This is a genomic window from Coleofasciculus sp. E1-EBD-02 (assembly GCF_040218245.1).
GTDB lineage: Bacteria > Cyanobacteriota > Cyanobacteriia > Cyanobacteriales > Coleofasciculaceae > Coleofasciculus.
Window position 1 is genome coordinate 1 of the sequence record NZ_JAVJQN010000028.1, and the last position, 22246, is coordinate 22246.

General features: G+C 46.5%; 18 protein-coding genes and 2 CRISPR repeat arrays. Of the genes, 8 read left to right on the forward strand and 10 right to left on the reverse strand.

Translation table 11 applies throughout. The features are described from left to right. Positions 1-1764 (reverse strand): ATP-dependent zinc metalloprotease FtsH (gene ftsH, locus RIC07_RS04855; RefSeq protein ID WP_446393526.1); only part of this gene is annotated, 1764 nt, incomplete at its 3' end. A gap of 245 nt (positions 1765-2009) precedes the next feature. On the opposite strand from ftsH, the gene murD reads away from it, so the two are divergent. Continuing rightward, positions 2010-3416 (forward strand): UDP-N-acetylmuramoyl-L-alanine--D-glutamate ligase, encoded by a 1407-nt coding sequence (murD, locus tag RIC07_RS04860; RefSeq protein WP_446393527.1) that lies wholly within the window; start codon positions 2010-2012, stop codon positions 3414-3416. Positions 3417-3533: 117 nt separating this feature from the next. On the opposite strand, the gene RIC07_RS04865 is transcribed toward murD, so the two are convergent. Beyond that, a complete protein-coding gene (locus tag RIC07_RS04865) occupies positions 3534-4514 on the reverse strand; it encodes a helix-turn-helix transcriptional regulator (protein ID WP_446393528.1) in 981 nt (326 codons plus the stop codon). Between the two features lie 1007 nt (positions 4515-5521). Beyond that, positions 5522-5920: a CRISPR direct-repeat array (repeat unit 37 nt; unit sequence GTTTCAATCCCGTTGCCGGGATTCATTATAAGGAAAC). 778 nt (positions 5921-6698) lie between these two features. Here RIC07_RS04865 and cas6 point away from each other — a divergent pair. The 4 genes from cas6 to cas2 all read left to right on the forward strand — a co-directional run bounded on the left by cas6 (position 6699) and on the right by cas2 (position 9834). Then, on the forward strand, positions 6699-7304 hold the full coding sequence (gene cas6 / locus RIC07_RS04870) for a CRISPR system precrRNA processing endoribonuclease RAMP protein Cas6 (RefSeq protein WP_446393529.1): 606 nt from the start codon (positions 6699-6701) through the stop codon (positions 7302-7304). A gap of 391 nt (positions 7305-7695) precedes the next feature. After that, positions 7696-8274: a CRISPR-associated protein Cas4 gene (gene cas4 / locus RIC07_RS04875; protein ID WP_446393541.1), complete on the forward strand. Its 579-nt coding sequence runs from the start codon at positions 7696-7698 to the stop codon at positions 8272-8274. Positions 8275-8560: 286 nt separating this feature from the next. Continuing rightward, on the forward strand, positions 8561-9538 hold the full coding sequence (cas1d, locus tag RIC07_RS04880) for a type I-D CRISPR-associated endonuclease Cas1d (RefSeq protein ID WP_446393530.1): 978 nt from the start codon (positions 8561-8563) through the stop codon (positions 9536-9538). Then, positions 9535-9834 (forward strand): CRISPR-associated endonuclease Cas2, encoded by a 300-nt coding sequence (gene cas2, locus RIC07_RS04885; RefSeq protein ID WP_446393531.1) that lies wholly within the window; start codon positions 9535-9537, stop codon positions 9832-9834. The genes cas1d and cas2 overlap by 4 nt, the downstream gene beginning before the upstream one ends. Before the next feature lie 205 nt (positions 9835-10039). After that, positions 10040-10438: a CRISPR direct-repeat array (repeat unit 38 nt; unit sequence GTTTCCTACTAATGAATCCCGGCAACGGGATTGAAACC). 187 nt (positions 10439-10625) lie between these two features. Here the strand turns inward: cas2 and RIC07_RS04890 are convergent. From RIC07_RS04890 to pgl, 8 genes are all read right to left on the reverse strand, one after another. Further along, positions 10626-11003, reverse strand: coding sequence for a Crp/Fnr family transcriptional regulator (locus RIC07_RS04890; protein ID WP_446393532.1), 378 nt, complete (start codon positions 11001-11003; stop codon positions 10626-10628). A 169-nt stretch (positions 11004-11172) separates the two neighbouring features. After that, on the reverse strand, positions 11173-11763 hold the full coding sequence (locus tag RIC07_RS04895; RefSeq protein WP_446393533.1) for a hypothetical protein: 591 nt from the start codon (positions 11761-11763) through the stop codon (positions 11173-11175). Positions 11764-11922: 159 nt separating this feature from the next. Beyond that, positions 11923-14001, reverse strand: a complete 2079-nt coding sequence (locus RIC07_RS04900; protein ID WP_446393534.1) for a dynamin family protein — start codon at positions 13999-14001, stop codon at positions 11923-11925. Between the two features lie 95 nt (positions 14002-14096). After that, positions 14097-16184: a dynamin family protein gene (locus tag RIC07_RS04905; RefSeq protein WP_446393535.1), complete on the reverse strand. Its 2088-nt coding sequence runs from the start codon at positions 16182-16184 to the stop codon at positions 14097-14099. A gap of 170 nt (positions 16185-16354) precedes the next feature. Beyond that, a complete protein-coding gene (locus tag RIC07_RS04910) occupies positions 16355-16675 on the reverse strand; it encodes a hypothetical protein (RefSeq protein ID WP_006102729.1) in 321 nt (106 codons plus the stop codon). Between the two features lie 257 nt (positions 16676-16932). After that, positions 16933-17355 carry an FHA domain-containing protein gene (locus RIC07_RS04915; protein WP_446380813.1) on the reverse strand — a complete coding sequence of 141 codons (423 nt, stop codon included), beginning with the start codon at positions 17353-17355 and terminating at the stop codon, positions 16933-16935. Positions 17356-17587: 232 nt separating this feature from the next. Continuing rightward, on the reverse strand, positions 17588-18367 hold the full coding sequence (locus RIC07_RS04920) for an FHA domain-containing protein (RefSeq protein ID WP_446393536.1): 780 nt from the start codon (positions 18365-18367) through the stop codon (positions 17588-17590). 206 nt (positions 18368-18573) lie between these two features. Beyond that, positions 18574-19296: a 6-phosphogluconolactonase gene (gene pgl / locus RIC07_RS04925; protein ID WP_446393537.1), complete on the reverse strand. Its 723-nt coding sequence runs from the start codon at positions 19294-19296 to the stop codon at positions 18574-18576. A gap of 261 nt (positions 19297-19557) precedes the next feature. Here pgl and hpsJ-B point away from each other — a divergent pair, with 261 nt between their 5' ends. From hpsJ-B to RIC07_RS04940, 3 genes are all read left to right on the forward strand, one after another. Continuing rightward, on the forward strand, positions 19558-20301 hold the full coding sequence (gene hpsJ-B / locus RIC07_RS04930; RefSeq protein WP_446393538.1) for a hormogonium polysaccharide biosynthesis protein HpsJ: 744 nt from the start codon (positions 19558-19560) through the stop codon (positions 20299-20301). 152 nt (positions 20302-20453) lie between these two features. Next, on the forward strand, positions 20454-20576 hold the full coding sequence (locus tag RIC07_RS04935) for a hypothetical protein (protein ID WP_446393539.1): 123 nt from the start codon (positions 20454-20456) through the stop codon (positions 20574-20576). Positions 20577-20584: 8 nt separating this feature from the next. Then, positions 20585-21439, forward strand: coding sequence for a glycosyltransferase family 2 protein (locus RIC07_RS04940; RefSeq protein WP_446393540.1), 855 nt, complete (start codon positions 20585-20587; stop codon positions 21437-21439). The last annotated feature ends 807 nt before the right edge of the window (positions 21440-22246 follow it).

The window sequence follows — 22246 nt, forward strand, 5'->3', positions numbered from 1 at the left end:
ATCCACCATCGCTTTCACTTCTTGGTCAATCACTTCTGCAACTTGGGGACTGATTGAACGGCGCGGGCTGCCTATTCCAGCTAGGAACTGAGATTGGGGCTTGTCAAAGGCAATCGGTCCTAGTTTATCACTCATGCCATAGATGGTGACAAACCGTTCTGCCATATCTGTCGCTTTCTGGATGTCATCACTGGCACCTGTCGATACTTTGCCAAATACCAATTCTTCGGCTGAACGTCCCGCCAGCATAATCGCAATGCGACCGCGAATTTCATCTTCACCGACTAAAAAGCGGTCTTCTTCTGGCAGTTGCAATGTGTAGCCTAAAGCACCAACACCACGGGGTACTATCGATATTTTCTCGACAATACCTGCTCCCGGTATCAGGGAACCGACTAAGGCATGACCCGTTTCATGATACGCTACTGTCTTTTTCTCTGTATCTGTTAGCACACGCGATTTTTTCTTCAGTCCAGCGATAACTCGCTCAATCGCTTCATTAAAATCTGCCATGGTTACAGTATCTTGGTCTTGGCGTGCTGCGAGTAGCGCTGCTTCATTGACTAAGTTGGCTAAATCAGCCCCAGCAAAACCGGGAGTCCAAATCGCCAGCTTATCTAAATCCACATCGTCGGCTAGTTTCACATTGGGAACATGCACCTCTAAAATTGCCTTGCGTCCAATCTTATCCGGACGGTCTACGACAACCTGTCGGTCAAAACGCCCTGGACGCTGAAGCGCTGGGTCGAGGACTTCGGGACGGTTGGTTGCGGCAATCAGAATGATACCGATATTCGGCTCAAACCCATCCATCTCATTTAAGAGTTGGTTTAGGGTTTGTTCCCGTTCATCATTGCTACCACCAACCATTGAATTACCACCCCCACGGGATTTTCCTAAGGCGTCTAATTCGTCAATAAAGACAATACAAGGGGCATTTTCTTTTGCCTGCTTAAACAAATCGCGCACACGAGACGCACCAACTCCCACGAATAGTTCAATAAACTCGGAACCCGATAGACTGAAGAACGGAACATTGGCTTCACCCGCAACGGCTCTGGCTAATAAGGTTTTTCCTGTACCCGGAGGACCAATGAGTAAAATTCCTTTGGGAAACTTGGCACCTAAACGGGTGTATTTTTGGGAATTTTTGAGAAATTCGATAACTTCTTGCAGTTCGGCTTTAGCTTCATCAACTCCGGCTACATCGTCAAACTTGACACCTGTCTTACCTTCAGAATAAATACGGGCTTTACTTTTACCCACATTGAAAGCGGCTGGTCCTCCAGCGCCTCCTCCCGCCGCCGCACGACGCAATAGCCATATCCAAAAGCCGAAGAATAGCAGCAGCATGAACAGCCAACCCAGGATGCCCCCTCCGCCATCGGTTTCAGCCAGTGAGCCGGTAAACTCTACATTATGCTGTCGCAGAATTTCGACTAATTTCTGATCCTGAGGAACGGCTATTGTCTTGAAACTACGAGATTCTTCGGATTCAGATGTGGCACCTTCTTTCAGTTGATAGCGAATTTGCTCTCGACCAATGGTCGCTTGCTCAACTTTATCAGCTTGGACTTGTTCCAAAAATTGACTATAAGGAACCTGTCGGCGGTTAGCACCGAGATTGGGGAGCAGACCAAAGTTTATGAGTAAGACAGTGGCGGCGAGGAGAAATAAGCTCGTACCATACTTTTTAACCCAAGAGCGTTGGGGTTCAGACGGTTTATTGGTATTGTGGTTGGAGTTGTTATTGTCAACGGGCATAAGAATTCGCTAAAACAGAAATTGTCATTGATGATACGATTGAAATTACAACCGGAAATGATTCAGAAAGTCAGAAAAATAGGTCACGATAACCTGTAATTCCCGATTTATGAGGGCGGATGTCTCTTTCAATCTCGCACTTCATCCGGAATCTGACAGCTATCTTCTGGTAGAATTATTAGTCGCTGGACTGTAGAGAGGTTGCAGGCAACGTCTCTACATGGTAATTAGAATTACATCAGGTTATGCCCAACGCTCACGTCATTGGTCTGGGACGCTCCGGAATCGCCGCCGCACGACTCCTAAAACAGGAAGGGTGGACGGTAACAGTCAGTGATAGCAAAACGTCTGAATCTCTGCAACAGCAACAACACGTCCTTAATGTTGAGGGAATTACGGTTAAACTGGGGTATTCGCTTACTCTTGACGATGGGGATTTACCTGAACTGATTGTGGTGAGTCCTGGTGTTCCTTGGGATATTCCGGTTTTAATTGAAGCCAGGAATCGCGGGATTGATACAATTGGTGAGATGGAACTGGCGTGGCGTTATCTCAAGTCCTCTCCTTGGGTTGGGATCACGGGGACGAATGGTAAAACTACGACAACGGCTTTGATTGCGGCGATTTTTCAAGCGGCGGGTTTCCATGCGCCTGCCTGCGGTAATATTGGCTATGCGGCTTGTGAATTGGCTTTGAAGAAGCAGGGGAGCCGGGGAGTAGAGGAGCAGGGGAGCAAGGGAAGGGAGAATGCCTCCCAATCCCAAATTGACTGGGTTATTGCAGAAATTAGTAGTTATCAAATTGAGTCGTCACAAGAGTTAGCCCCAACAATTGGGGTTTGGACAACCTTTACCCCTGATCACTTGAATCGCCACAAGACGCTGGAAAATTACTACACTATCAAAGCTGACTTACTGTCGCGATCGCACGATCAAATCTTTAACGGGGATGACCCCTATTTGCGTCAGTTGGGGACAACCCATTGGTCGAAGGCTTACTGGACGAGTGTTAAGGGGCGTGACGCGACGCCTCGTCCCTGGGTGTATATTGAAAATGGCTGGGTGATGGTGGAATCTGAACCAATTGTTCCCGTGGATTCCTTGCGGATGGTGGGGAGTCACAATCAGCAGAATTTACTCATGGCAGTTGCGGTAGCGCGGTTAGCTGGGATTGAGAAACAGGCAATTGTTGAGGCAATTACCAATTTTCCCGGTGTTCCTCACCGCCTCGAACATATTATCACCTGGCAGGGGATTGACTTTATTAATGATAGTAAAGCCACTAATTATGATGCGGCGCAAGTTGGATTAGCGGCGGTTGATAATCCAGCTATTTTAATTGCGGGGGGTGAAGCCAAAGCGGGTGATGATACGCACTGGTTGAATACAATCCAAGCTAAAGCGGCGGCTGTTTTACTGATTGGTGAGGCGGCGTCTGCGTTTGCTCAACGCTTACAGGAAGTGGGTTATTATCGTTATGAAATTGTGGAAACCATGGCGCGAGCGGTTCCTAGAGCAGCTGAATTAGCCCAACAGGATCATGCGCGTGTGGTTTTGCTTTCACCTGCTTGTGCTAGCTTTGACCAATATCAAAGTTTTGAACATCGGGGTGATGATTTCCGTCAGCAGTGTTTACAAAATTTTAGTCCTTAGTCAAGATGGATGTCAACTTTGTAGTGGCGCACTTAATTTGATGAATTAAGCATTAGCCGCGAAACCGTAGGGGCGCAAAGACTTGCGCCCGATTCAATGGTTACATGCTTCCATTAATCATTGGTCATTTTTCATTGGGTGCATTTCATCATGATTTTGAGCGTAGTTGAGATAGGCTTGTTTAAACTCATTTTCTAGGTCATTAGCCAGCCATTCGGGTTCGATGACTCTAGCATTGGCACCGTAGCGCAGAATCCGCTGACGAAACCAAAATGGGTAATCTTCTTCGGTTAAAATATCCACAAATTCTGCCTCGGTATCTCGATGCAGCACTTGCTCGTGGGGGCGGCGGGGTTTATAGTTGGCTAGTGGACCAGTCAGGCGGTAGCGAATTTTTAGGGTTGGAAAGGTAAACACCCAAGAGGTATTAGAAGCAGCACCGACACTGACAATTTTGTCTACGCGAAAAAGGTAGTTTTGTTCAGCATTGGGTCGTTTGCTGATGTGGCGTGAAGCTGCATCTGGTGCGAAAGCAAATAAGTATAGAGTACCATCATGCAGCCGCAATTCTGAGCGGTCTAAGTCCCAGGTTCGCTCATTTCCTGGACGCTTGCGATAGCGGATGGTGTAGCGGCATTGTTGTTTAAATCGCTCCTGAAGTTGGTGAATGATCAGGTTAAGGTTGTTCTCACTGTAATTAACAGGAGGACTAAAGTCTACTTTGACATCATCCGGTTGATCCGCTTGAGTCAGTTTGCCAATGCGGATAATTTGGCTGGCTTGAGCGGAAAATCCCATACTGTCTAAGAAGTAGGCTGCCATTGCCAAGGCTTGGCGTTGTTCGGGAGAGAGGATCAGGGGAAAGTTCGAGTCCACCAGTTCGTAGGGATGATGGGGAGCGCTTTTGATGTCAAAGCCGCAGTCTCTCAATTGGCTGATGGTGCGGGTGAGTTTTTGCAGGACATCTCCGGGTGGTTTGCCGTGCTGTTCGAGAAATTCTGAGAGGATATCTCCTAAATCCTGACGCTTTATCGGTTGTTCGGCTAGGAGTTTGAGGATTTCCAGGGCAAAGGCGATTTGGTTGTAGTGAGAAGACATAGGTGAGAGGAACAGAGCGATCGCGCCCCTAATACCAAGTTGTGTTCAAAGATAGCAGATAGAGGAGATGAGGTGAGGGGGTTCAGGGGAGATTGGGGGAAAAAGAAAGTTTTACTAGGACTTACGCAAAGCCTCTATCTGTAGGGTGTGTTAGCGAAGCGTAACGCACCTTTACCCTACATTAGACTGCAACTTGGTATAAGCTGTCATGCATTTAAATTGGGAATGGGTAGCGAGCAAGATGCTCGCACTACGGCAAGGGTTTCGCCATTATTGAATTAAGGTTTACATGCCGAACAGCTTAACCGGGGTCATTAGAGGTTAGTCACACGGATTTCACAGACAGAGGCGTTAGTTCTCACTGGCAAAGGATGAAAAGAGTAAGAATTGTTGGGGAAATTATTTCGTTCTCTGTGTCAATCTGTGTGCTTCACTATTCAGTATTCTACCTGTACCATCCCCTTTGTGTAATCTGTGTTTTTGTCAATACTTAGTTATGATTTTTAACATAAGTTTAACAAAATACATGCGTCCAATGGGACATTGGCAGTGAGACGAAAACCAGCAATTATACAAAGTTCTACGAAAATTCAATGGGTCTAGCTGTGTCGAGATTATTTTTACTTACAAAAAAACCACCATAGAGAGTATACCTGAAAATCGCACTATCTTCTCACAATCGCTGTAACCCTTGAAAATTCGTAGCTTTTTCCCAAGACGAGATAAAAAACGAGCAATTATGACGTTTTGTTGAGATGGGAGTCTGATTGGAAAATTTAAACCTTTCTGGGGGAAAGAATGGTTTCAGTTATCAGAATTTGACAAGCAAGAGGAGGCGATTGGAATCGCTGCTACACAAACAAAGTCCGCCTGCGCGGACTAGATTATAACGGGGGTAGCTAACCCAGATTTGGTATGAATCGTTTTTATCGCCAGGAGTGCGATCGCTCTTGAGCTGGATCTGATTAGTCTAAAGTGCGATCGCGGGAGCTGGGGAAATGCCCCCTGTTTCAATCCCGTTGCCGGGATTCATTATAAGGAAACTTCATATATTATCTCGGCATCAAGCTTAGTTAAAGTGTTTCAATCCCGTTGCCGGGATTCATTATAAGGAAACCATTTGTCTACAAAACTGACGTCAAGGGTTTCATCGGTTTCAATCCCGTTGCCGGGATTCATTATAAGGAAACTGTTCTATGCCAAAACGCTTGAGCGCGTAGTTTGTTAGTTTCAATCCCGTTGCCGGGATTCATTATAAGGAAACCGGTAAACCAAAAGGTTATTGCCGCTTAGTTGATGGTTTCAATCCCGTTGCCGGGATTCATTATAAGGAAACGATTCTGTATATTCTTGACGAGGTAGATTGGGTGTTTCAATCCCGTTGCCGGGATTCATTATAAGGAAACTCCGCCCTCTGAAACCCTTTCTAGCCGGGATTCCCACAGCCAATTTTGACGGCTGACGAAATCCAGGGGCTGAAATGGACTTTTTGCTTTTTTTGCCATTTCGCAAAAACGGCTGAAATCTTTAATTTTCAAGGTTCCTAGCGTTTTGACGGCAAACCGGGTTTTTCGCCCCCGCTTCGTCCCGTCAAAAATCCGCTTATTCACATCATAGAATGAGTGTCTCCGATTGTCGAGGTTAGCGAGTAGATTAGGTAGAACGATCGCGACACCTAACACCCTACAGAATTCTGTCTGCAAAACAATCTGAGATGTTATCAAAATTTGACTACGACTTTAGAGAAGGGGGTATTAAGTTGGGAATATCGAACAAAACGATTAAGAATGAAAATTCATCTACGCCCCTTGTACTCTCAGCTTAATCCTGGGGTGGGGAGTTGTCCACTGGGATGCGATCGCGTATGCCAGATTCATGTCTCAGCGCCTAACCTTAGACCCCCTCCCGGTTCCACTTGTCCCCTCTCGTCTCACCAAGTCCAGACTTATACGGGTCTTCCGCAGTTAGTGTGCTAAATTGTTAGTTATATTTGCCCAAGTGTTGAACAGCAATAGCTTTAACCGTTTTTACCCGAATTTAAATTTATTTTGAAGCAATCAAAAGCTACAACATTTGTGCGGCAAGCTTCCTGGCTCATTAAAGCTGATAGTTTAGCACACTAAATTTGGAAGACCCGGAAATCCTCAAATTGCAGATGAGATTCATGTTAGCCAAGCCTCCCCGTTGAGTTTATCGGGTTTACTGGGAAATCGTCGTCGCGGCGGGGTAAAACCGGGGGATACTTTTTACTGTCGTATTGGTTTGCTGGATGGCAGTTTGTTGCCCGTTTTGTTATCAGGTATTGAAGCTTGGGGAACTGAACCGTTGGTGTTAGGAAAGTTTCCGTTTGTACTGCGGACTATTTACACGTTACCGGGAACCCATCGGTTAGCGCGTTCGGCGGATTATCGGCTTTTGGCAACTACGCCACAAATGAGTAAAGACATTGAGTTAAGGTTTCTGTCGCCGACGAGTTTTAAGCAGAGTCAGGGTATCCAAACCTTTCCGTTACCGGAACTGGTGTTTGGCAGTTTGTGGCGACGTTGGAATGCGTTTGCACCGGAGGAGTTGAGGTTTCCTGAGGTGGAATGGCAAGGGTTAGTTGCGGCGTATGAGTTAAAAACTTATGCGCTGAAAATGGAGGGAGGAGCGGAAATTGGCGCTCAAGGTTGGGTGCGCTATCGCTTTCGGGAGCCAGAACAAATTAAGATGGCAACAATATTATCTCATTTTGCCTTTTTTTCGGGGGTGGGTCGGAAAACATCGATGGGAATGGGACAAATTCAGTAGGGTGGGCATTGCCCACCAACCTTAACTGGTTAAGGGCATGGCAATGCTTATCCGTGTCAACTTAAGCTAGAAACCCCTCACCCCCAGCCCCTCTCCCAACCCCCCTCGTTCCCCCCTACGAAGAGGGGGGAGGACTAAGGATGTTTCACTTTTGTTGCACGGGAGAGGGGAGCAAGAAAGGTGTTATATTGCAGGCGTAGCCATCTACATTTTTCATCATTCATTGTTCCAATTCCCCTTCTACTTCCGCCCTTTCAAAGGGGGGCTGGGGGGGTAAGAGTTGGGGTTAGGGGATGAGGGTGAAACGCTACCTCTGTATTAGTTTTCACCTTAAGTTGACACCAATGGGCAATGCCATGCCCCTACATAATCATGAATAATAATAATAATGATGAAGGAACAAGATTATCTACCGTTGGCGTATTTGAATGCTTGGGAATATTGTCCGCGTCGCTTTTTTCTGGAGTATCAGTTAGGGGAAATGGCGGATAATGAGCATATTATTATGGGTCGTCATTTGCATCGAAATATCGATAGGGAGGGTGAGAGTCAGGAGGGCGATACTATAGTGTATCGTCAACAATGGGTGTGGAGCGATCGCCTGTTGATTAATGGTGTGATTGATGCGGTGGAAGAACGGGAGGGTGAGCTGATTCCCTTGGAGTATAAAAAGGGGCGCATGGCTCGACATTTGAATGACCATTTTCAGTTGTGTGGGGCGGCGTTGTGTTTGGAAGAACGCACGGGGAGGACGATTGCTCACGGGGAAATTTTTTACTACGCGAACCGTCGCCGGGAAAAGGTTTTGTTTACGCCGGAACTGCGTCAAGGGACAGAAGAGGGAATTAAAGCGGCACAGGCGGCGATTGGGGGGGCGATGCCTGCACCAATTGAGCATCGGAAAAAATGTCGAGATTGTAGTTTGCAGGGTATTTGTTTGCCTTTTGAAATGAAACAGTTACGGCGTTAATAGTTTGTAGTAAGTGCTTTAGCGCTTATGGCACTAAAGTGCCGACTACAAACTTGTAATAATCAAGGTGCGTTACGCTGCATTTGTTTGCCCTTTGAAATGAAACACTTACGGCGTTAATAGTTTGTAGTAAGCGCTTTAGCGCTTATGGCACTAAAGTGCCGACTACGAACTTTTAATAATCAAGGTGCGTTACGCTGCGCTAACGCACCCTACCGATAGAGGTTTTGGGTAAGAGCATACAAATGACAAATGACAAATGACGAATGACGAATAAGGAGCAATTATGTCTGTTGTTTATGTAACTCAACCGGATGCAGTTTTGAGTAAAACCTATGAAGCGTTTAAGGTGGCGTTGAAACAGCCCAAGGGTTCCTGGAAAAAACAATCCATACCCGCTCAAACGGTGGAGCAGGTGGTGTTGATGGGGAATCCGCAAATTACGGGAGATGCACTGACGTATGCCTTGGAATTGGGGATTCCGGTGCATTATTTGTCCTGTTTTGGTAAGTATTTAGGGTCAGCGCTTCCAGGTTATTCTCAGAATGGTCAACTGAGATTAGCGCAATATGATGTTCATCGCGATGATGCACGCCGGCTGGAATTAGTCAAGGCAATTATTACGACGAAAATTCATAATCAGCACAATGTTTTGTATCGATATGGGCAGAAAAATAGTCCCCTGAAGCAGCGCAAGCTGTTGGTTCAGGAACAAACCACTCTTGACCAAGTGCGGGGGGTTGAAGGATTAGCGGCGCGGGAGTATTTTAGTTATTGGTCGGAGATTTTAGGAAACGAATGGACGTTTACGGGACGAAATCGCCGTCCGCCGACTGATCCGGTGAATGCGTTGTTGAGTTTTGCCTATGGGTTGTTGCGGGTGCAGGTGACGGCGGCGGTACATATTGCGGGGTTAGATCCTTATATTGGTTATCTCCATGAAACGACTCGCGGTCAACCGGCGCTGGTGTTGGATTTAATGGAGGAATTTCGCCCGTTAATTGCGGATAGTCTGGTGTTTTCGGTGATGAGTCGGCGTCAGTTAAAGCCCAAGGATTTTACCGAGAGTTTGGGGGCGTATCGGCTTTCGGATACGGGACGAAAAACGTTTTTAGAGGCGTTTGAGCGAAAGATGACCTCGGAGTTTAAGCATCCGGTGTTTGGGTATCAGTGTACTTATCGCCGTGGGGTGGAGTTACAGGCGCGGCTGTTGAGTCGTCATTTACAGGAGGGGGTGGTGTATCCACCGTTGAGTCTTCGATGAAGAACCAGACGTTATTTTATTTGATTGTGTATGATTTGCCGGATAATAAGGCGGCGAATAAGCGGCGCAAGCGGTTGCATGATCTGCTTTGTGGCTATGGAACGCGCACGCAGTACAGTGTGTTTGAGTGTTTTCTGACGGGGATGCAGTTTGCTAAACTCAAGGTGAGGGTGGAAGGGTTGATCAAGCCGGCGGAGGATTCGGTACGCATTTATGTGTTGGATGCGGGTGCGGTACGGAAAACGATTACCTACGGCTCAGAAAAACCTCGACAAGCGGAGACTCTCATTCTATGATGTGAATAAGCGGATTTTTGACGGGACGAAGCGGGGGCAAAAACCCCGGGTTGGCGTCAAAACGCTAGGAACCTTGACAATTAAAGATTTCAGCCGTTTTTGGAAAAGGGCGAAAAAAGCAAAATGTCCATTTGGGCGCCGGGATTCTGTCTGCCGTCAAAAGTGGCTGTGGGAGTCCCGGCTAGAAAGGGTTTCCAGCGGCGGGGTTTCCTATTAATGAATCCCGGCAACGGGATTGAAACCGGCAACCGCTGCACGGCTGGATTGTGGGATGAAAAGTTTCATACTAATGAAACCCGCCAACGGGATTGAAACACGCCTCTAACACACCTGAATGCATTTGGCGGAGAGTTTCCTACTAATGAATCCCGGCAACGGGATTGAAACAATCAACAACTGACAAATTTTAATAATACAATCACGTTTCCTACTAATGAATCCCGGCAACGGGATTGAAACACAAAAATTACATTAACATCATTCTCCAAATATAACGTTTCCTACTAATGAATCCCGGCAACGGGATTGAAACCGCCAAAAACGTCCCGACGATTCAACCAACCAAGGTTTCCTACTAATGAATCCCGGCAACGGGATTGAAACCTTAAGCCAGAAACCAAACCCTCAGTTGAATTCCGCTAGATTAGGGCACGGCAATGCCGTGCCCCTACCCCATCAATTATCCCTGATGTAGGGACGTGATACTATCGTGCCCTATTATCTTGGAGCGATTTAACAGGATTGAAATTTTATTTTTGGAAAAATGCGATCGCACGTTTTGCCACGGCGCTTCAAGCTGACATGATAGTATGTGCTAATCGGTCGATGCGTTCTGAATAACTTTTCATCACATTCAGGGCAAACATCGGTGTTTCCTGAACCGCAAACAGAAATCGCTTCTCATCCAGAAATGCCAAAGTACAATCTGTATTCGCGATCGCGGTATAGGTTCTACCGTCTACTCCAATCAGTGTCCCTGTACCAAACACCTCACCCTTGCCAATGGTTTCCACAATATTACCATTGACCGAGATGTTCACTTCTCCGTCCAAAATCCCATACATGTACTTCGCCGGATCACCTTCTTTGAAAATGACCTGACCGGCAGAAAATGTTTTAGGATCAGACTGTTTTTGTAAGATGCTGACTGTGTTTGCGGGTTCTAACATGGTCTGTATGCCAGATCATTTGATGTTCTGAGAATATACCGCAAGCGGACAAAAAACAAGATCTAGCCAAAGGCAGAAGACATGGTTTGTCGGGGCGGGTTTCACTCCTATCATTTCGGTTGCACAAGGGATGTGACTAAACCCGCCCTAAAGCTTTATCGGTAAAACCTCACTGCGGCGACTCATTCGCTTGATCTGATCCCACCGCCATCAAATGCTGGCGCACTAAATACTCCAACTGATACAGATACGCCGCCGTAACCAACCGATACAAGGTGGGTAAGGTGAATAAATCCCTCAGTTCATCCCACCATGCCAACGTATCATAGAAGGAACTCATCTGAGGTAAGAAGATAATCTGAATCATTTGACTCACCACAAATGCCAAGGTAATCGCCATCCACCCATAGAAGCCTTCCCACCAACTCATCAGTGTCGGGACAATTCCCGTCACTTCAGCCATCTCCTGCGATCGCGTGTTGGGAAAGAATCGGTCAAGAACGATGTGCAGCCAGTGATGAGTAACGGCGATAATTACAATTGGTGAGAGTAACGTAACAAAATATAACAAGAATCGCCACTTCGGGGCAATCACCATCAGGGAATCACCCAGTTGTAAGATTGAGAGGATAATCCGGATAATCACCGAAATTCCCCGAAATAGCAGAATTAAGAGAACCGCACTTAGCCATGCGGTGGGGTGGGGAATAAAAGGGGGCCAATTTCTCATGTTTGTCATTGGTGATTGGTGATTGGTCATTTGTCATTTGTCATTGGATAGGGAACCGAGAGATAGGGCAATTTTGGGTTAACTTAAAACTTAGTCGGGGCGGGTTTAGTCACTTATGGGTGCGGTAAAAAAGGATAGTAGTGAAACCCGCCCCTACACACTAGAAGGTTGTGAACGGGATTTCATTCTTCAACTTGCTTCTACTAACAAAGTTTGATACGCCGCCTCAATCCGTTCGACTTCCGATGACACATCTGTCTCTAATGTCTTCAACCGCTCTAATTCCGTCCCATTATTAATCTCATGGGACTCTTTTTGAGCGATTAAATTATCCAACTCTGACTGGCGAGCATTAATATCATCATTCATCCGTTCCGTCACTTCTCGCTCATACACATCAAAGCATTCTTTCACCGCATCGTGAATCGGTTGCCATTGTTCTCGTGCGACTTGAGGCAAATATTTCACTAACTCTTTCTTCGCCGCTTTCACCAACTCTTTCCGCGCTTGATCCGCTTGCACAACCCCAACGCCTAACCCCAATAACGCCAATCCCACGGGTCCTAAAACCGTTCCAGACACCGCTGTAATTATTGCCCCAACACCCATGACAGTAATAAAATTAAGGGCGATATTTTTCCAATCAAACCCCGCCCCCGCCATGGCTACCCCGGCAATATTTCCTCTTGCTAAGGAAAAGAGTCCGGCTGCCCATTTTGCCCAAGCGGGAGCATTATCTTCTGGGGTTGTCCCAATCACCGGAGAGATGCGTTGTCCGGTTAATTTTTCGGTAATTTTCTCCGTCACCTTGGTATAGGATGCGCCATAACTGGCGGCACTTTTCGATAACTGCAAAAACGCGCTATCCATCTCTTTTTCGGCGATTAAACTCCAGGCAGATAATTTATCATTTATATACCGCTCAAATGCCTGTTGCAGTCCAGATTCAAAGGCTTCGCGCCTCCCTTTGTTCAAAAAATCCATAAATCGCAAATCGGGCTGATACTGCATGAAATCCGCTTCAAAGGTATTCCCCAAATTTAAAGTGTATGTGCGGAAGGAATCAGCCACCGCTTTTGCCTTACTATCCCGTACCGATTTAATTTCATCTTGGAACTGCTGACAGATGTCATTCAGTTTCTTGAATTCGGGTTCTACGGAATTAATCCGTTCTTTTAACTCCTGAACATCCTGTTCCAGCAAGGGAATTCGCCGTTCAATCGCCTCCCGCACATGACTATACCCTTGACGCGCTAAGGTTCTGGCTTGACGGAATTCAGCCACGGCGCGTTCGCTGGTCAAAAATGTACTTAATGCACCCAAAAACTCTGGAAATCCGGTTCCTTCTAGAGACGCCGTTGGCTGCTTGACTCGTAACCGCAGCGCTTTAATCGCGGAAATCTCAAACACCCGTTCATCATAAATATCATGCCCCTCAACTTGACAGTAATCGGCTAAGTTAGCTCGAAATACACGCCGCACTTTATCTTCCGATTCTTCGAGTTCTTCGGTATCATCTGGATCAATCAAACTTTCGCGAATCTGATCCCAAGCATTAATTAAAAAGAAAACCGATAATCCTCGATCCTTAATGTAATTTTCTAAATAACGGCGTTCTGCCAAGGTACAAGGTTGGGTTGCCCGCAGTACAAATAAAATCGCATGGCAATTATTGATATATCCCAGAGATAACTCGTTCCGGGCTTCAGTATCATTAAGTCCAGGGCTATCGACGATTTCGATACCTTTTTGTAATAACGGTAAGGGATACTCTACGACAGCATAATCAACATTAGGGAATGCCTGTTTCTTCTGTTGTTCGAGTTGCTTGGCTTCGGCGGGGTCAATCGTGTAGCGCCGCTTAAAACTTTTGAAGTCAATATCTTCCGGGGGTGTCCCATCATTAAAATGAACGGTAACTTTTTTTTCTGTCCCATACCGCAACACGGTTAATAAGGCAGTACAGGGATTCACATCGGAGGGTAATAAATTTTCGCCAATTAAGGCATTCAGGAACGTACTTTTTCCCCGTTTCATATCACCCAAAACCAGTAATCTGAATACACCTTGTTGTAAATTTTTACTGGCTCGGCTTAAATCATCAATATCCCGTTCCAACCCCAAACCGCCAGAGGTATCCTTGCCCAGGGTTTCCCCCTGTTCCAGGGTTTGGGCGATTTCACCCAGACTGGTGGCGACTTGCGATCGCACTTTAGCAACTCGCTCTAAATTATTCAGGAAACTGTCTGTTTCTATTTTGTAACTCATTGTTTATTTATTCCGTAAGCATTCGTTTTATTCTGTAGAGACGTTGCATGCAACGTCTCTACAAATAGGTGGGCAATGCCCACCCTACCATGCGCTTAAATTTCACCCGGTACTAACAATAACTCCTCATACACAGATTCAACCTGCCGACATTCAGCTAAAATATCAGCATCTAAACCTCTCAACCGTTTTAACTCAGTTTGCCGATTAATCTCACGAGATTCTTTTTGCTCCAGCAAGTTATCTAACTCGGCTTGACGGGATTTAATATCATCATTAAGGCGTTGAATTACTTCCCGTTCGTAACTATCAAAACAATCTTTCACCGCTTGACGAATTGGTTCTTGTTGTTCCTGACTAAGTTGCGGTAAATATTTCACAAACTCTTTTTTCGTCGCTTTAATCACCTCTTGGCGGGCTTGTTCGGCTTGCAGTGCGCCCACACCCAAACCCATCAACGCTAATCCAATGGGATTCCAAAACGTCAGCCCCGTAAAAATTAATAAAAAGCTGCTAATCCCAATTACCGCTAACCAATTCACCAGGATATTTTGCCAAGTAAACCCAGCAGCGGCTAAAGCCACACCCGCCACATTTCCCGACGCTAAGGAGAAAAACCCCATCGCCCATTTTGCCCAAGTGGGTGACTCTTCCCCTGCATCAACCCGAACTCCCGGCGGTATCGTTTGTCCAATTAACTTCTCAGTCATGGAATCAACAATTTGATTATAGGTTGCGCCATAATTAGCGGCACTTTGAGCAAGTTGGGAAAACCCCTCTTGTAAATACTCCTCCGCCGTGCGTTCCCACTCGGCTAATTTATCCTGAATATACTGCTCAAACGCTTGCTTTAATGCCGCATTAAACGCCTCTCGTCTCTCCGCTTGCAAGAACTCCAGAAAGTCAATTGTCGGCTGATAGCGTAAGAAATCAGATTCAAATGTCTTTTCTAAGTTCAGCACATAAGTGCGAAACGAATCCGCCACCGCTTTAACTTTTGTATCCCGCATCGTCCGAATTTCATCCTGGAATTGATCGCGGATTTGGGTCAATTGCTCAAACTCCGGTTCAACCCCCTGAATCCGTTGTTTTAATTCCTGAATATCTTGGTCGAGTAAGGGAATTCGCCGTTCAATCGCTTCGTGGGTGCGGCTATAAACTTGACGCGCCAACGTTCTCGCTTGGCGTAATTGTGCCACGGCGCGTTCTTGGGTCAAAAAGGTATTCAGCGCCCCTAAAAATGCTGGGAATCCTGTTCCTTCTAGGGAAGCTTCTGCATCTTTCACCCGCCGCCGCAGTGCTTCCAGGGAGGAAAGCTCAAACACTCGTTCCTCATAGCGATTCTGTCCATCTTTTTGACAGTAATCAGCTAGATAGGTTTGGAATACGGTGCGTAACCGATTTTGTGCTTCTTCAAGTTCATCGGGATCATCCGGATCAATCAATCCTTTGCCGATTTCATCCCAAGCGTTAATTAGAAAGAAAACCGTTAATCCGCGCCCTTTAATGTAATTTTCTAAATAGCGGCGTTCTTCCAGGGTACAAGGCTGCATCGCCCTGAATACAAACAAGATAGCGTGGCAGTTGTGGATATAGTTAAGTGATAATTCATTCCGGGCTTCGGTATCGTTAAGCCCTGGACTATCCACAATTTCAATCCCTTTTTCTAAGAGAGGTAAGGGATATTCGACAACGGCATAGTCAACGTCGGGAAATGCCGAGGTTTTCTCCGCTTCCAGGCGTTTGGCTTCCGTGGGATCGATGGTATAGTTTTGCTTAAAACTGGCAAAATCGAGGGATTCTGGCGGTTTATCGTCTTTAAAATAAACCGTGACTTTTTTTTGCGTTCCGTAGCGCAAAACTGTCAGCAGCGCTGTACAAGGATTCACATCGGCTGGCAATAAGTTCTCACCGATTAAGGCATTGAGGAACGTACTCTTACCTCGTTTCAAGTCTCCCAATACCAGCAGCCGAAATAAACCCTTCTGCAAATTATCGCTGGCAATCTGGATATCTTCGCTTTCCCGTTCTAGACTCAATTTCCCAGAGGTTTCTTCAGCGTCCAATTCTGCTTGATTTAGCCGTTTGGCAATTTGACTCAGATGCGTCGCCGCTTGATGGCGCACTCTCACCACTCGCTCCAAATCCCTGAGGAAGCTGGTATTATCTGCGGTATAGCTCATAGTTTTTTCTGATTCACGCTTTGGGTGAGATGAAGGCAGGTTTGAGTGTGTAGGGGCGGGTTTGACCGATAACGTTCAGGAGAAAACCTCTAACTTAACTAAACCCGCCCCGATCAAATGCAAGAGTTAAATTCCCTGTTCCCTGTTCCCTGTTCCCTGTTCCCTGTTTCCTAAGACTTCTTATCGCCTTCGAGGAAAATCTTATAGCCAATAAAGCCAATAACGCCGATAATCATAATCGTCGCGATCGCAGCACTCACCCGTACAACCAGAACAGCCGCCACGACAAAGGCTAAGAACTTACCAAACATCACTAGCTTTCTCCCCCACCGTTGCAGCTTTCCTTCCGGTTGCTCATGCTTAACGGTTTGATACAGAGGAGGTTGATTAATTTCCGCTTCCAGTTCGCGTAGTCGGAGTTCTCGCTCTCGTTGGATCAGGTCGTGTTCCCGGCGCTGAAGCTCTCGGTCTTCATTATTGGGAGAAGTCATGTCAGTTCATCCTAATCTCAGATCGATCACAATAGGTTATGAAAAGGTTAAAACTTTTTAGCAATTTAGATGTTGGGGGAGTCCAGTGTATCCCAACGCCCAACTAAAAATTATGGCGTGGGTCTTATTGCTCCCCCTATCCCCCCACAATTAGATAAATTTTCTCTTACTTTAACCTTAGAGCCTCAGCATCTGCTAGATCCGGTTAAAAAAACTTTAGGGCAAACTCCCTACACCAGCTTCCCCACCCTCCAGCACTATTCTTGTTGGGTTGGCTGATGTTCAGCATCAACCAGGGTTTCTTTAGATTGATCGAGCATACCCTTACCAGAAGACGTGCGCTTTTTGGCATGAGTTGACGATTCTACAGGACGGATGTCGTCATGCAGATGAATCTGAATTTTCGGTCCCGAACTAGCTAGACGGATAATCATCCCATCCACAACCGACGTCTGGGTAATGCGTTTTCCATCGATATAGGTTCCGTTAGCACCTAAGCTGATAATTCGCCAACCTGAACCATTCCGCCGAAGTTCAACATGGTGACGTGAAACAACGGCGCTGTATAAAATGACATCATTATCCGTAGACCGCCCAATCCGAATCACCGATTCTGATTTAAATGGCCAACTTTGAACAGGTACAGACTGGAGAGGATGCAGCAGGGTCAGAGTAATCACCGGTGTTACATCATTCAAAAACGTGGGTCCTTTCGACTGACTGAATACTTCTAGAGTGTCCCATGAGTCTAGAACAGTTTGTCCTTGAGGGATACCATCGATCAACCCTAACTATTTGTCAATGGTCAGGAGTCAACACGGTAAAAGATTTTTCCAGAAATATTATAGAATTTACCTGTAAATCAGGCTTTTATGATTAACCCCCCTCCGCTTCAGTACATAGGCAAGCGACTCAGGACACTTGGAACAAAAACGTTACCATGTCCCCTTTGCCTAGGCTAATGCGATCGCCTTTGCGTAAGCGATGGCGATCACCTTTCGGTAACGGGGTATGGTTGATGTATGTTCCATTGGCGCTGCCCACATCTTCAAGATAGTAGGTATCTCCCTCGACGCGAATATCTGCATGAACTCGTGAAACAATCTCAGAATTAGGAAAGCCAGACACATCAATATCCGGGGGAATCTGATCGTTAGGTTTACCGATATGAATCACACTGAGATGGGAGGGGAGTTCCATTTTTGTCTGGGTTTGTAGATGCAGCAGATAAACGGACTGCACCTGCAACTGCGTGACACTACCTGGCTTTGGTGTCGCGACAGGGGGCGGGGGGGGTTCTGTTTCCGGCTCCGGTGGGGCTGGCTTTTCTTCTTCTTCTGTTTTCGTTCCGGATTGACCAACCTGGGTAACGGGTAGCTCAGGAGGGGGATCGGGTTGCGGGTCAGGTATGGGTGGTTGGGAACTCATTGAAAGAGGTTCGGGTTCAATTAGAGGGTCAGGGGGGTCTAGATCGGGTACATCGGGAACCGACACTGGAGCTGGTGTATCTGGGCTTCCCGTTGAGCCACTGGCTTTCAGGTTAAAACCACATTGACCGCAGAAGCTAGCGTCTGTTTGAACTGTTGTACCACAGTTGGGACAATTCATGGTTGCAGGTAAGGGAGTATAGCAGGCTTCGCATTGAGTCGCACCGTCTGGATTTTGGTGATTGCAGTTAGGGCAAACAATCATAAGCTATTCAAGATTCACGCATTCAAAATTACCAACAAAAGCGGTTTCACGTAGAGACGTTGCATGCAACGTTTCTACTGAGGACAAAACCGCCGAAATCCTTCGAGTCAGCATGAGCCATCCTCCTTCATCAAAACACAGTTAACCGTTCTACCTTAATAACTTGTTACATCAGGCTCACGGATTCTCTGTCGTGGAAATGAGCATTAGCCTTTTACAGCTTGACCGGCTTGCTGATCTAAAAGCCACCACAATTCCCCTTGAGGCTGAATGAACCGCGCCGGATAGGTCAAAGGGTCAGCCTCAGGCGCGAAGATTTGAGCCAGCGCTGGTTGCTTGCCCGCCCCCGCCACGAGAAACATCACGCAATGGGCTTGGTTAATCAAGGGTACAGTAAAAGTGATCCGAGGTTGACCCTCTTTATTGCCCACCGTCACCCGGCGATCGCAAACCTGTAGCGCTTGGGTATGAGGAAATAAAGATGCCGTATGCGCGTCATCACCAATGCCTAATAAGATCACATCAAATTTAGGAAACTCGTCGGCGGCTACACCAAAGAACTCCCCCAGTTGAGTATCATGCTTCGAGGCGTCTGCTTCCGGAGACTCTCCGTCTGTGGGAATGGGGTGAATATTCGTGGCTGGGATATCAACGTGATCCAACCAAGCCTGACGCGCCATCGCTTGATTGCTATCCGGGTGATCGGCTGGAACATAGCGTTCATCACCCCAAAAGATATGCAGTTTATCCCAGGGTAGATTCTGGCTAGCTAGGGCTTCATAGAGGGGCTTGGGTGTACCGCCCCCCGCTAAAGCCAGGGTACAGCGCCCGGAGCGTTGGATTGCCTCCTGTATCTTCGTGAGGACAACATCACGCGATCGCTCAATCAGCGCCGCCTTATCGGGCAAAACTTCGACAATTTTTTTCATCAATCTTTACCTACTGACTAAAAAGGTTACTTGGTCTAGCCGACCATTTCAGTGGATAATTTCAGTACACCGTGGGGCGATAGTTGAAATATCCATGAGTTAATATGGGCAAGTCCCTCTACATGAACCCTAATTTTCCCATACTGTATCGGTTACACTCTCTGCTAGGGTAAAAAAATCCATGGCAACCAGCTTGCCCAGTAAAGTAGAAAGTGACCCCTCACAGTAGTCTGAGGCATAAGTAAGATGAAAAGTAGTACTATGTATTCTTCGTTCGCGGGTTTAGCACTTAAGATAGTCGGACTGATCATGATCCTATCGTCCCTGTTGGATTATCTGATCCTGATTATTCCCTCTCCTGGTGTTAGCCCCCTTCAGAATGAATGGCAGCTTAATTTAACCACCCAGCTTGTTGACCGGGGGGTTATCCCGATGGTGGGAATTGCCTTTTTGGTAACAGGCTCTTGGATCAGCAATAACAGTGGTGGCTCATTACCGGAGCGAAAATCGTCAATCACTGACTTGAGATTCTGGGCATTTTTACTCTCCAGCCTATTGGGTTTACTCTTCCTGTTGCTTGTCCCCTTGCACTTTAACAATGTCCGCATCCAAAGCAATCAAGCGATAGAACAGATTACTCAGCAAGCCCAGCAAGCTGAAACCCAACTGGAAACGCAAGTTCAGCAAATTGATACTCTGCTTCAAGATCCCCAACAGCTAGAACGACTAGACCAAGCCATTGAAAGCGGTCAAGCTCAAGGAGAGCAACTCCAGCGACTTACAGCCCTCCGAGAACAATTGCAGGCGCTCAAAACAGATCCTGAAGCGATCGCGCAAAGAACTGAGCAAGCTCAGACTCAAATCCGCAGTCGTAGACAAGAACTTGAGCAACGCGCCCGAACTGAAGCATTAAAAAGAGGTATCCGCATCGGTTTAAGCAGCTTACTCTTAGCCATTGGCTACAGCATCATTGGCTGGATGGGATTGCGGAACTTGAGCAGTTAATCGGCAAGTCATTGCTATGCGAGCAACAGGCAAAAAGGTTTGATAACAGTCTCTAAATTTTCAGTTGATAGAGATTTACGATTCAATAGAAGATACACACAAGCGTCCTAATCACCCATTCCGAGATAACAAATAACCTCTATTCGAGCCAGTTGCCAACTGCTGTAGGTAATCCCCAGTTCTGCTTTTATGTGCCATCGGTTACGATTGGCATTGAGGCGGATTGGGGTTCTCAATTTCAGCAAACCGCTTTAGCTAGACTCATTTTTTTATAACCTTTGACATGTTCTCGATTTATATCCTCACCTACAACGAAGAACGAGATATTGAAGCGTGCATCAACTCAGCGCGGCTCTCGGATGACATCATTGTGGTGGATTCGTGTAGTAGCGATCGCACGGTAGAATTTGCCCAACGTTATCCGGTGCGAGTTGTATCTCATCCCTTTGAAAGTCATGGGCGTCAGCGTACTTGGATGCTGGAGAACCTCCCGACTAAGTATGAATGGGCTTACATCCTAGAAGCCGATGAACGGATGACCCCAGCCCTATTTGCTGAATGCCTAGAGGCGATAAAGGACAACCAGTACGTGGGATATTATGTCGCCGAACGGGTGATGTTCATGAATCGATGGATTCGTCACTGTACTCAGTATCCCCGTTACCAACTTCGTTTACTGCGAAAAGGTCAAGTCTGGTTTACCGATTATGGTCATACAGAACGAGAAGTCTGTCATGGATCTACAGGGTTTTTGCAAGAAACCTATCCCCACTATACCTGTAGTAAGGGGTTTAGCCGTTGGATTGAAAAACACAACCGTTATTCCAGCGATGAAGCCCGGGAAACCTTACGCCAGCTTGAACAAGGTACTGTTAACTGGGGAAATTTGCTGCTGGGGCGATCGGAAGTAGAACGGCGTCATGCCCTTAAAGATCTGTCGTTACGCTTGCCCTTTCGTCCATTACTCCGCTTTCTCTATATGTACATTTTCCTCGGAGGCTTCTTGGATGGACGCGCTGGCTTTACTTGGTGTACCTTACAGGCATTTTATGAATATCTAATTACCCTCAAGGTTTGGGAACTTAAGGATGAACAACTGCCCACCATTGAGGCAACCGATTCCCAACTCTCTTTCTAAAGACCAACAGATCAAGAGGTATTAGCCTATTCTGTATTGCTCCACCTCACATCAGCTCTTGAGTCTTTCTCTGATAAACTGTAAGGTGTGATACAAGTTTTTTAAGATAGTTAAATCCCTAGCAATGCCCGAGGAATGTTGGATGGGCTTTGATCCGAGACATTCTATAGCCTTGTCATCTAAAACAAGAATCCGTTTGCAAGAGTTGTAAAAAAATGGAATATTTCATCAGAAATCCGAGTGATTCGGCATCCTCCGTTACCCTAGAGTCAGCCAGGAAACAGAGGCGACGTGAAAAATCCCTCCGGAAACCCCCTTGGACAAGCTTAAATAGAGATATCAATACTTGCAACAATTCTTAACAAGCTTTACAACTAGAGATAGAACCCTCGACCAGAAGTACTGCTTCATTGGAGCAGCAAAAGGGGGTTGAGCAAGAGTTCATCCCCATCAACGGCTGGGAAAGCTGGCGGTGATTGCCGTGATCAGGTCAAGGTTTCAACAGCTTATACCAGTATTGGGGGAGCAATGACAGACATTTAAGAGCCATTCATGAACCGCGCCTTACTTCGTGAAGACGCGGATTGGCAGAGATAACCTGCTCCGAAGTCATGAATAGGGCATGAGTTGGTAGGGGATAATCACTTCCGAACGCTTCTCTAGTTCGGTTTAAATGTAGGTTCAGGAATCTCTGAACACCCTCTAATTCCAGGACACACCCTTACCAATGCCTTAAGAGACGTAAACATTACACGAGTGGATTATATCTATGAATCGTGTTCCAGTAATCAGCAAAGAAGGAAAACC

Excerpts from the sequence above, each read along its gene's own strand:
- murD (WP_446393527.1), top strand. The coding sequence starts at position 2,010 with ATGCCCAACGCTCACGTCATTGGTCTGGGACGCTCCGGAATCGCCGCC.
- RIC07_RS04910 (WP_006102729.1), bottom strand. The coding sequence starts at position 16,675 with ATGACTTCTCCCAATAATGAAGACCGAGAGCTTCAGCGCCGGGAACAC.
- RIC07_RS04895 (WP_446393533.1), bottom strand. The coding sequence starts at position 11,763 with ATGACCAATCACCAATCACCAATGACAAACATGAGAAATTGGCCCCCT.
- RIC07_RS04940 (WP_446393540.1), top strand. The coding sequence starts at position 20,585 with ATGTTCTCGATTTATATCCTCACCTACAACGAAGAACGAGATATTGAA.
- pgl (WP_446393537.1), bottom strand. The coding sequence starts at position 19,296 with ATGAAAAAAATTGTCGAAGTTTTGCCCGATAAGGCGGCGCTGATTGAG.
- RIC07_RS04905 (WP_446393535.1), bottom strand. The coding sequence starts at position 16,184 with ATGAGCTATACCGCAGATAATACCAGCTTCCTCAGGGATTTGGAGCGA.
- cas2 (WP_446393531.1), top strand. The coding sequence starts at position 9,535 with ATGAAGAACCAGACGTTATTTTATTTGATTGTGTATGATTTGCCGGAT.
- RIC07_RS04920 (WP_446393536.1), bottom strand. The coding sequence starts at position 18,367 with ATGATTGTTTGCCCTAACTGCAATCACCAAAATCCAGACGGTGCGACT.
- cas1d (WP_446393530.1), top strand. The coding sequence starts at position 8,561 with ATGTCTGTTGTTTATGTAACTCAACCGGATGCAGTTTTGAGTAAAACC.
- RIC07_RS04890 (WP_446393532.1), bottom strand. The coding sequence starts at position 11,003 with ATGTTAGAACCCGCAAACACAGTCAGCATCTTACAAAAACAGTCTGAT.
- hpsJ-B (WP_446393538.1), top strand. The coding sequence starts at position 19,558 with ATGTATTCTTCGTTCGCGGGTTTAGCACTTAAGATAGTCGGACTGATC.
- RIC07_RS04865 (WP_446393528.1), bottom strand. The coding sequence starts at position 4,514 with ATGTCTTCTCACTACAACCAAATCGCCTTTGCCCTGGAAATCCTCAAA.
- RIC07_RS04900 (WP_446393534.1), bottom strand. The coding sequence starts at position 14,001 with ATGAGTTACAAAATAGAAACAGACAGTTTCCTGAATAATTTAGAGCGA.
- cas4 (WP_446393541.1), top strand. The coding sequence starts at position 7,696 with ATGAAGGAACAAGATTATCTACCGTTGGCGTATTTGAATGCTTGGGAA.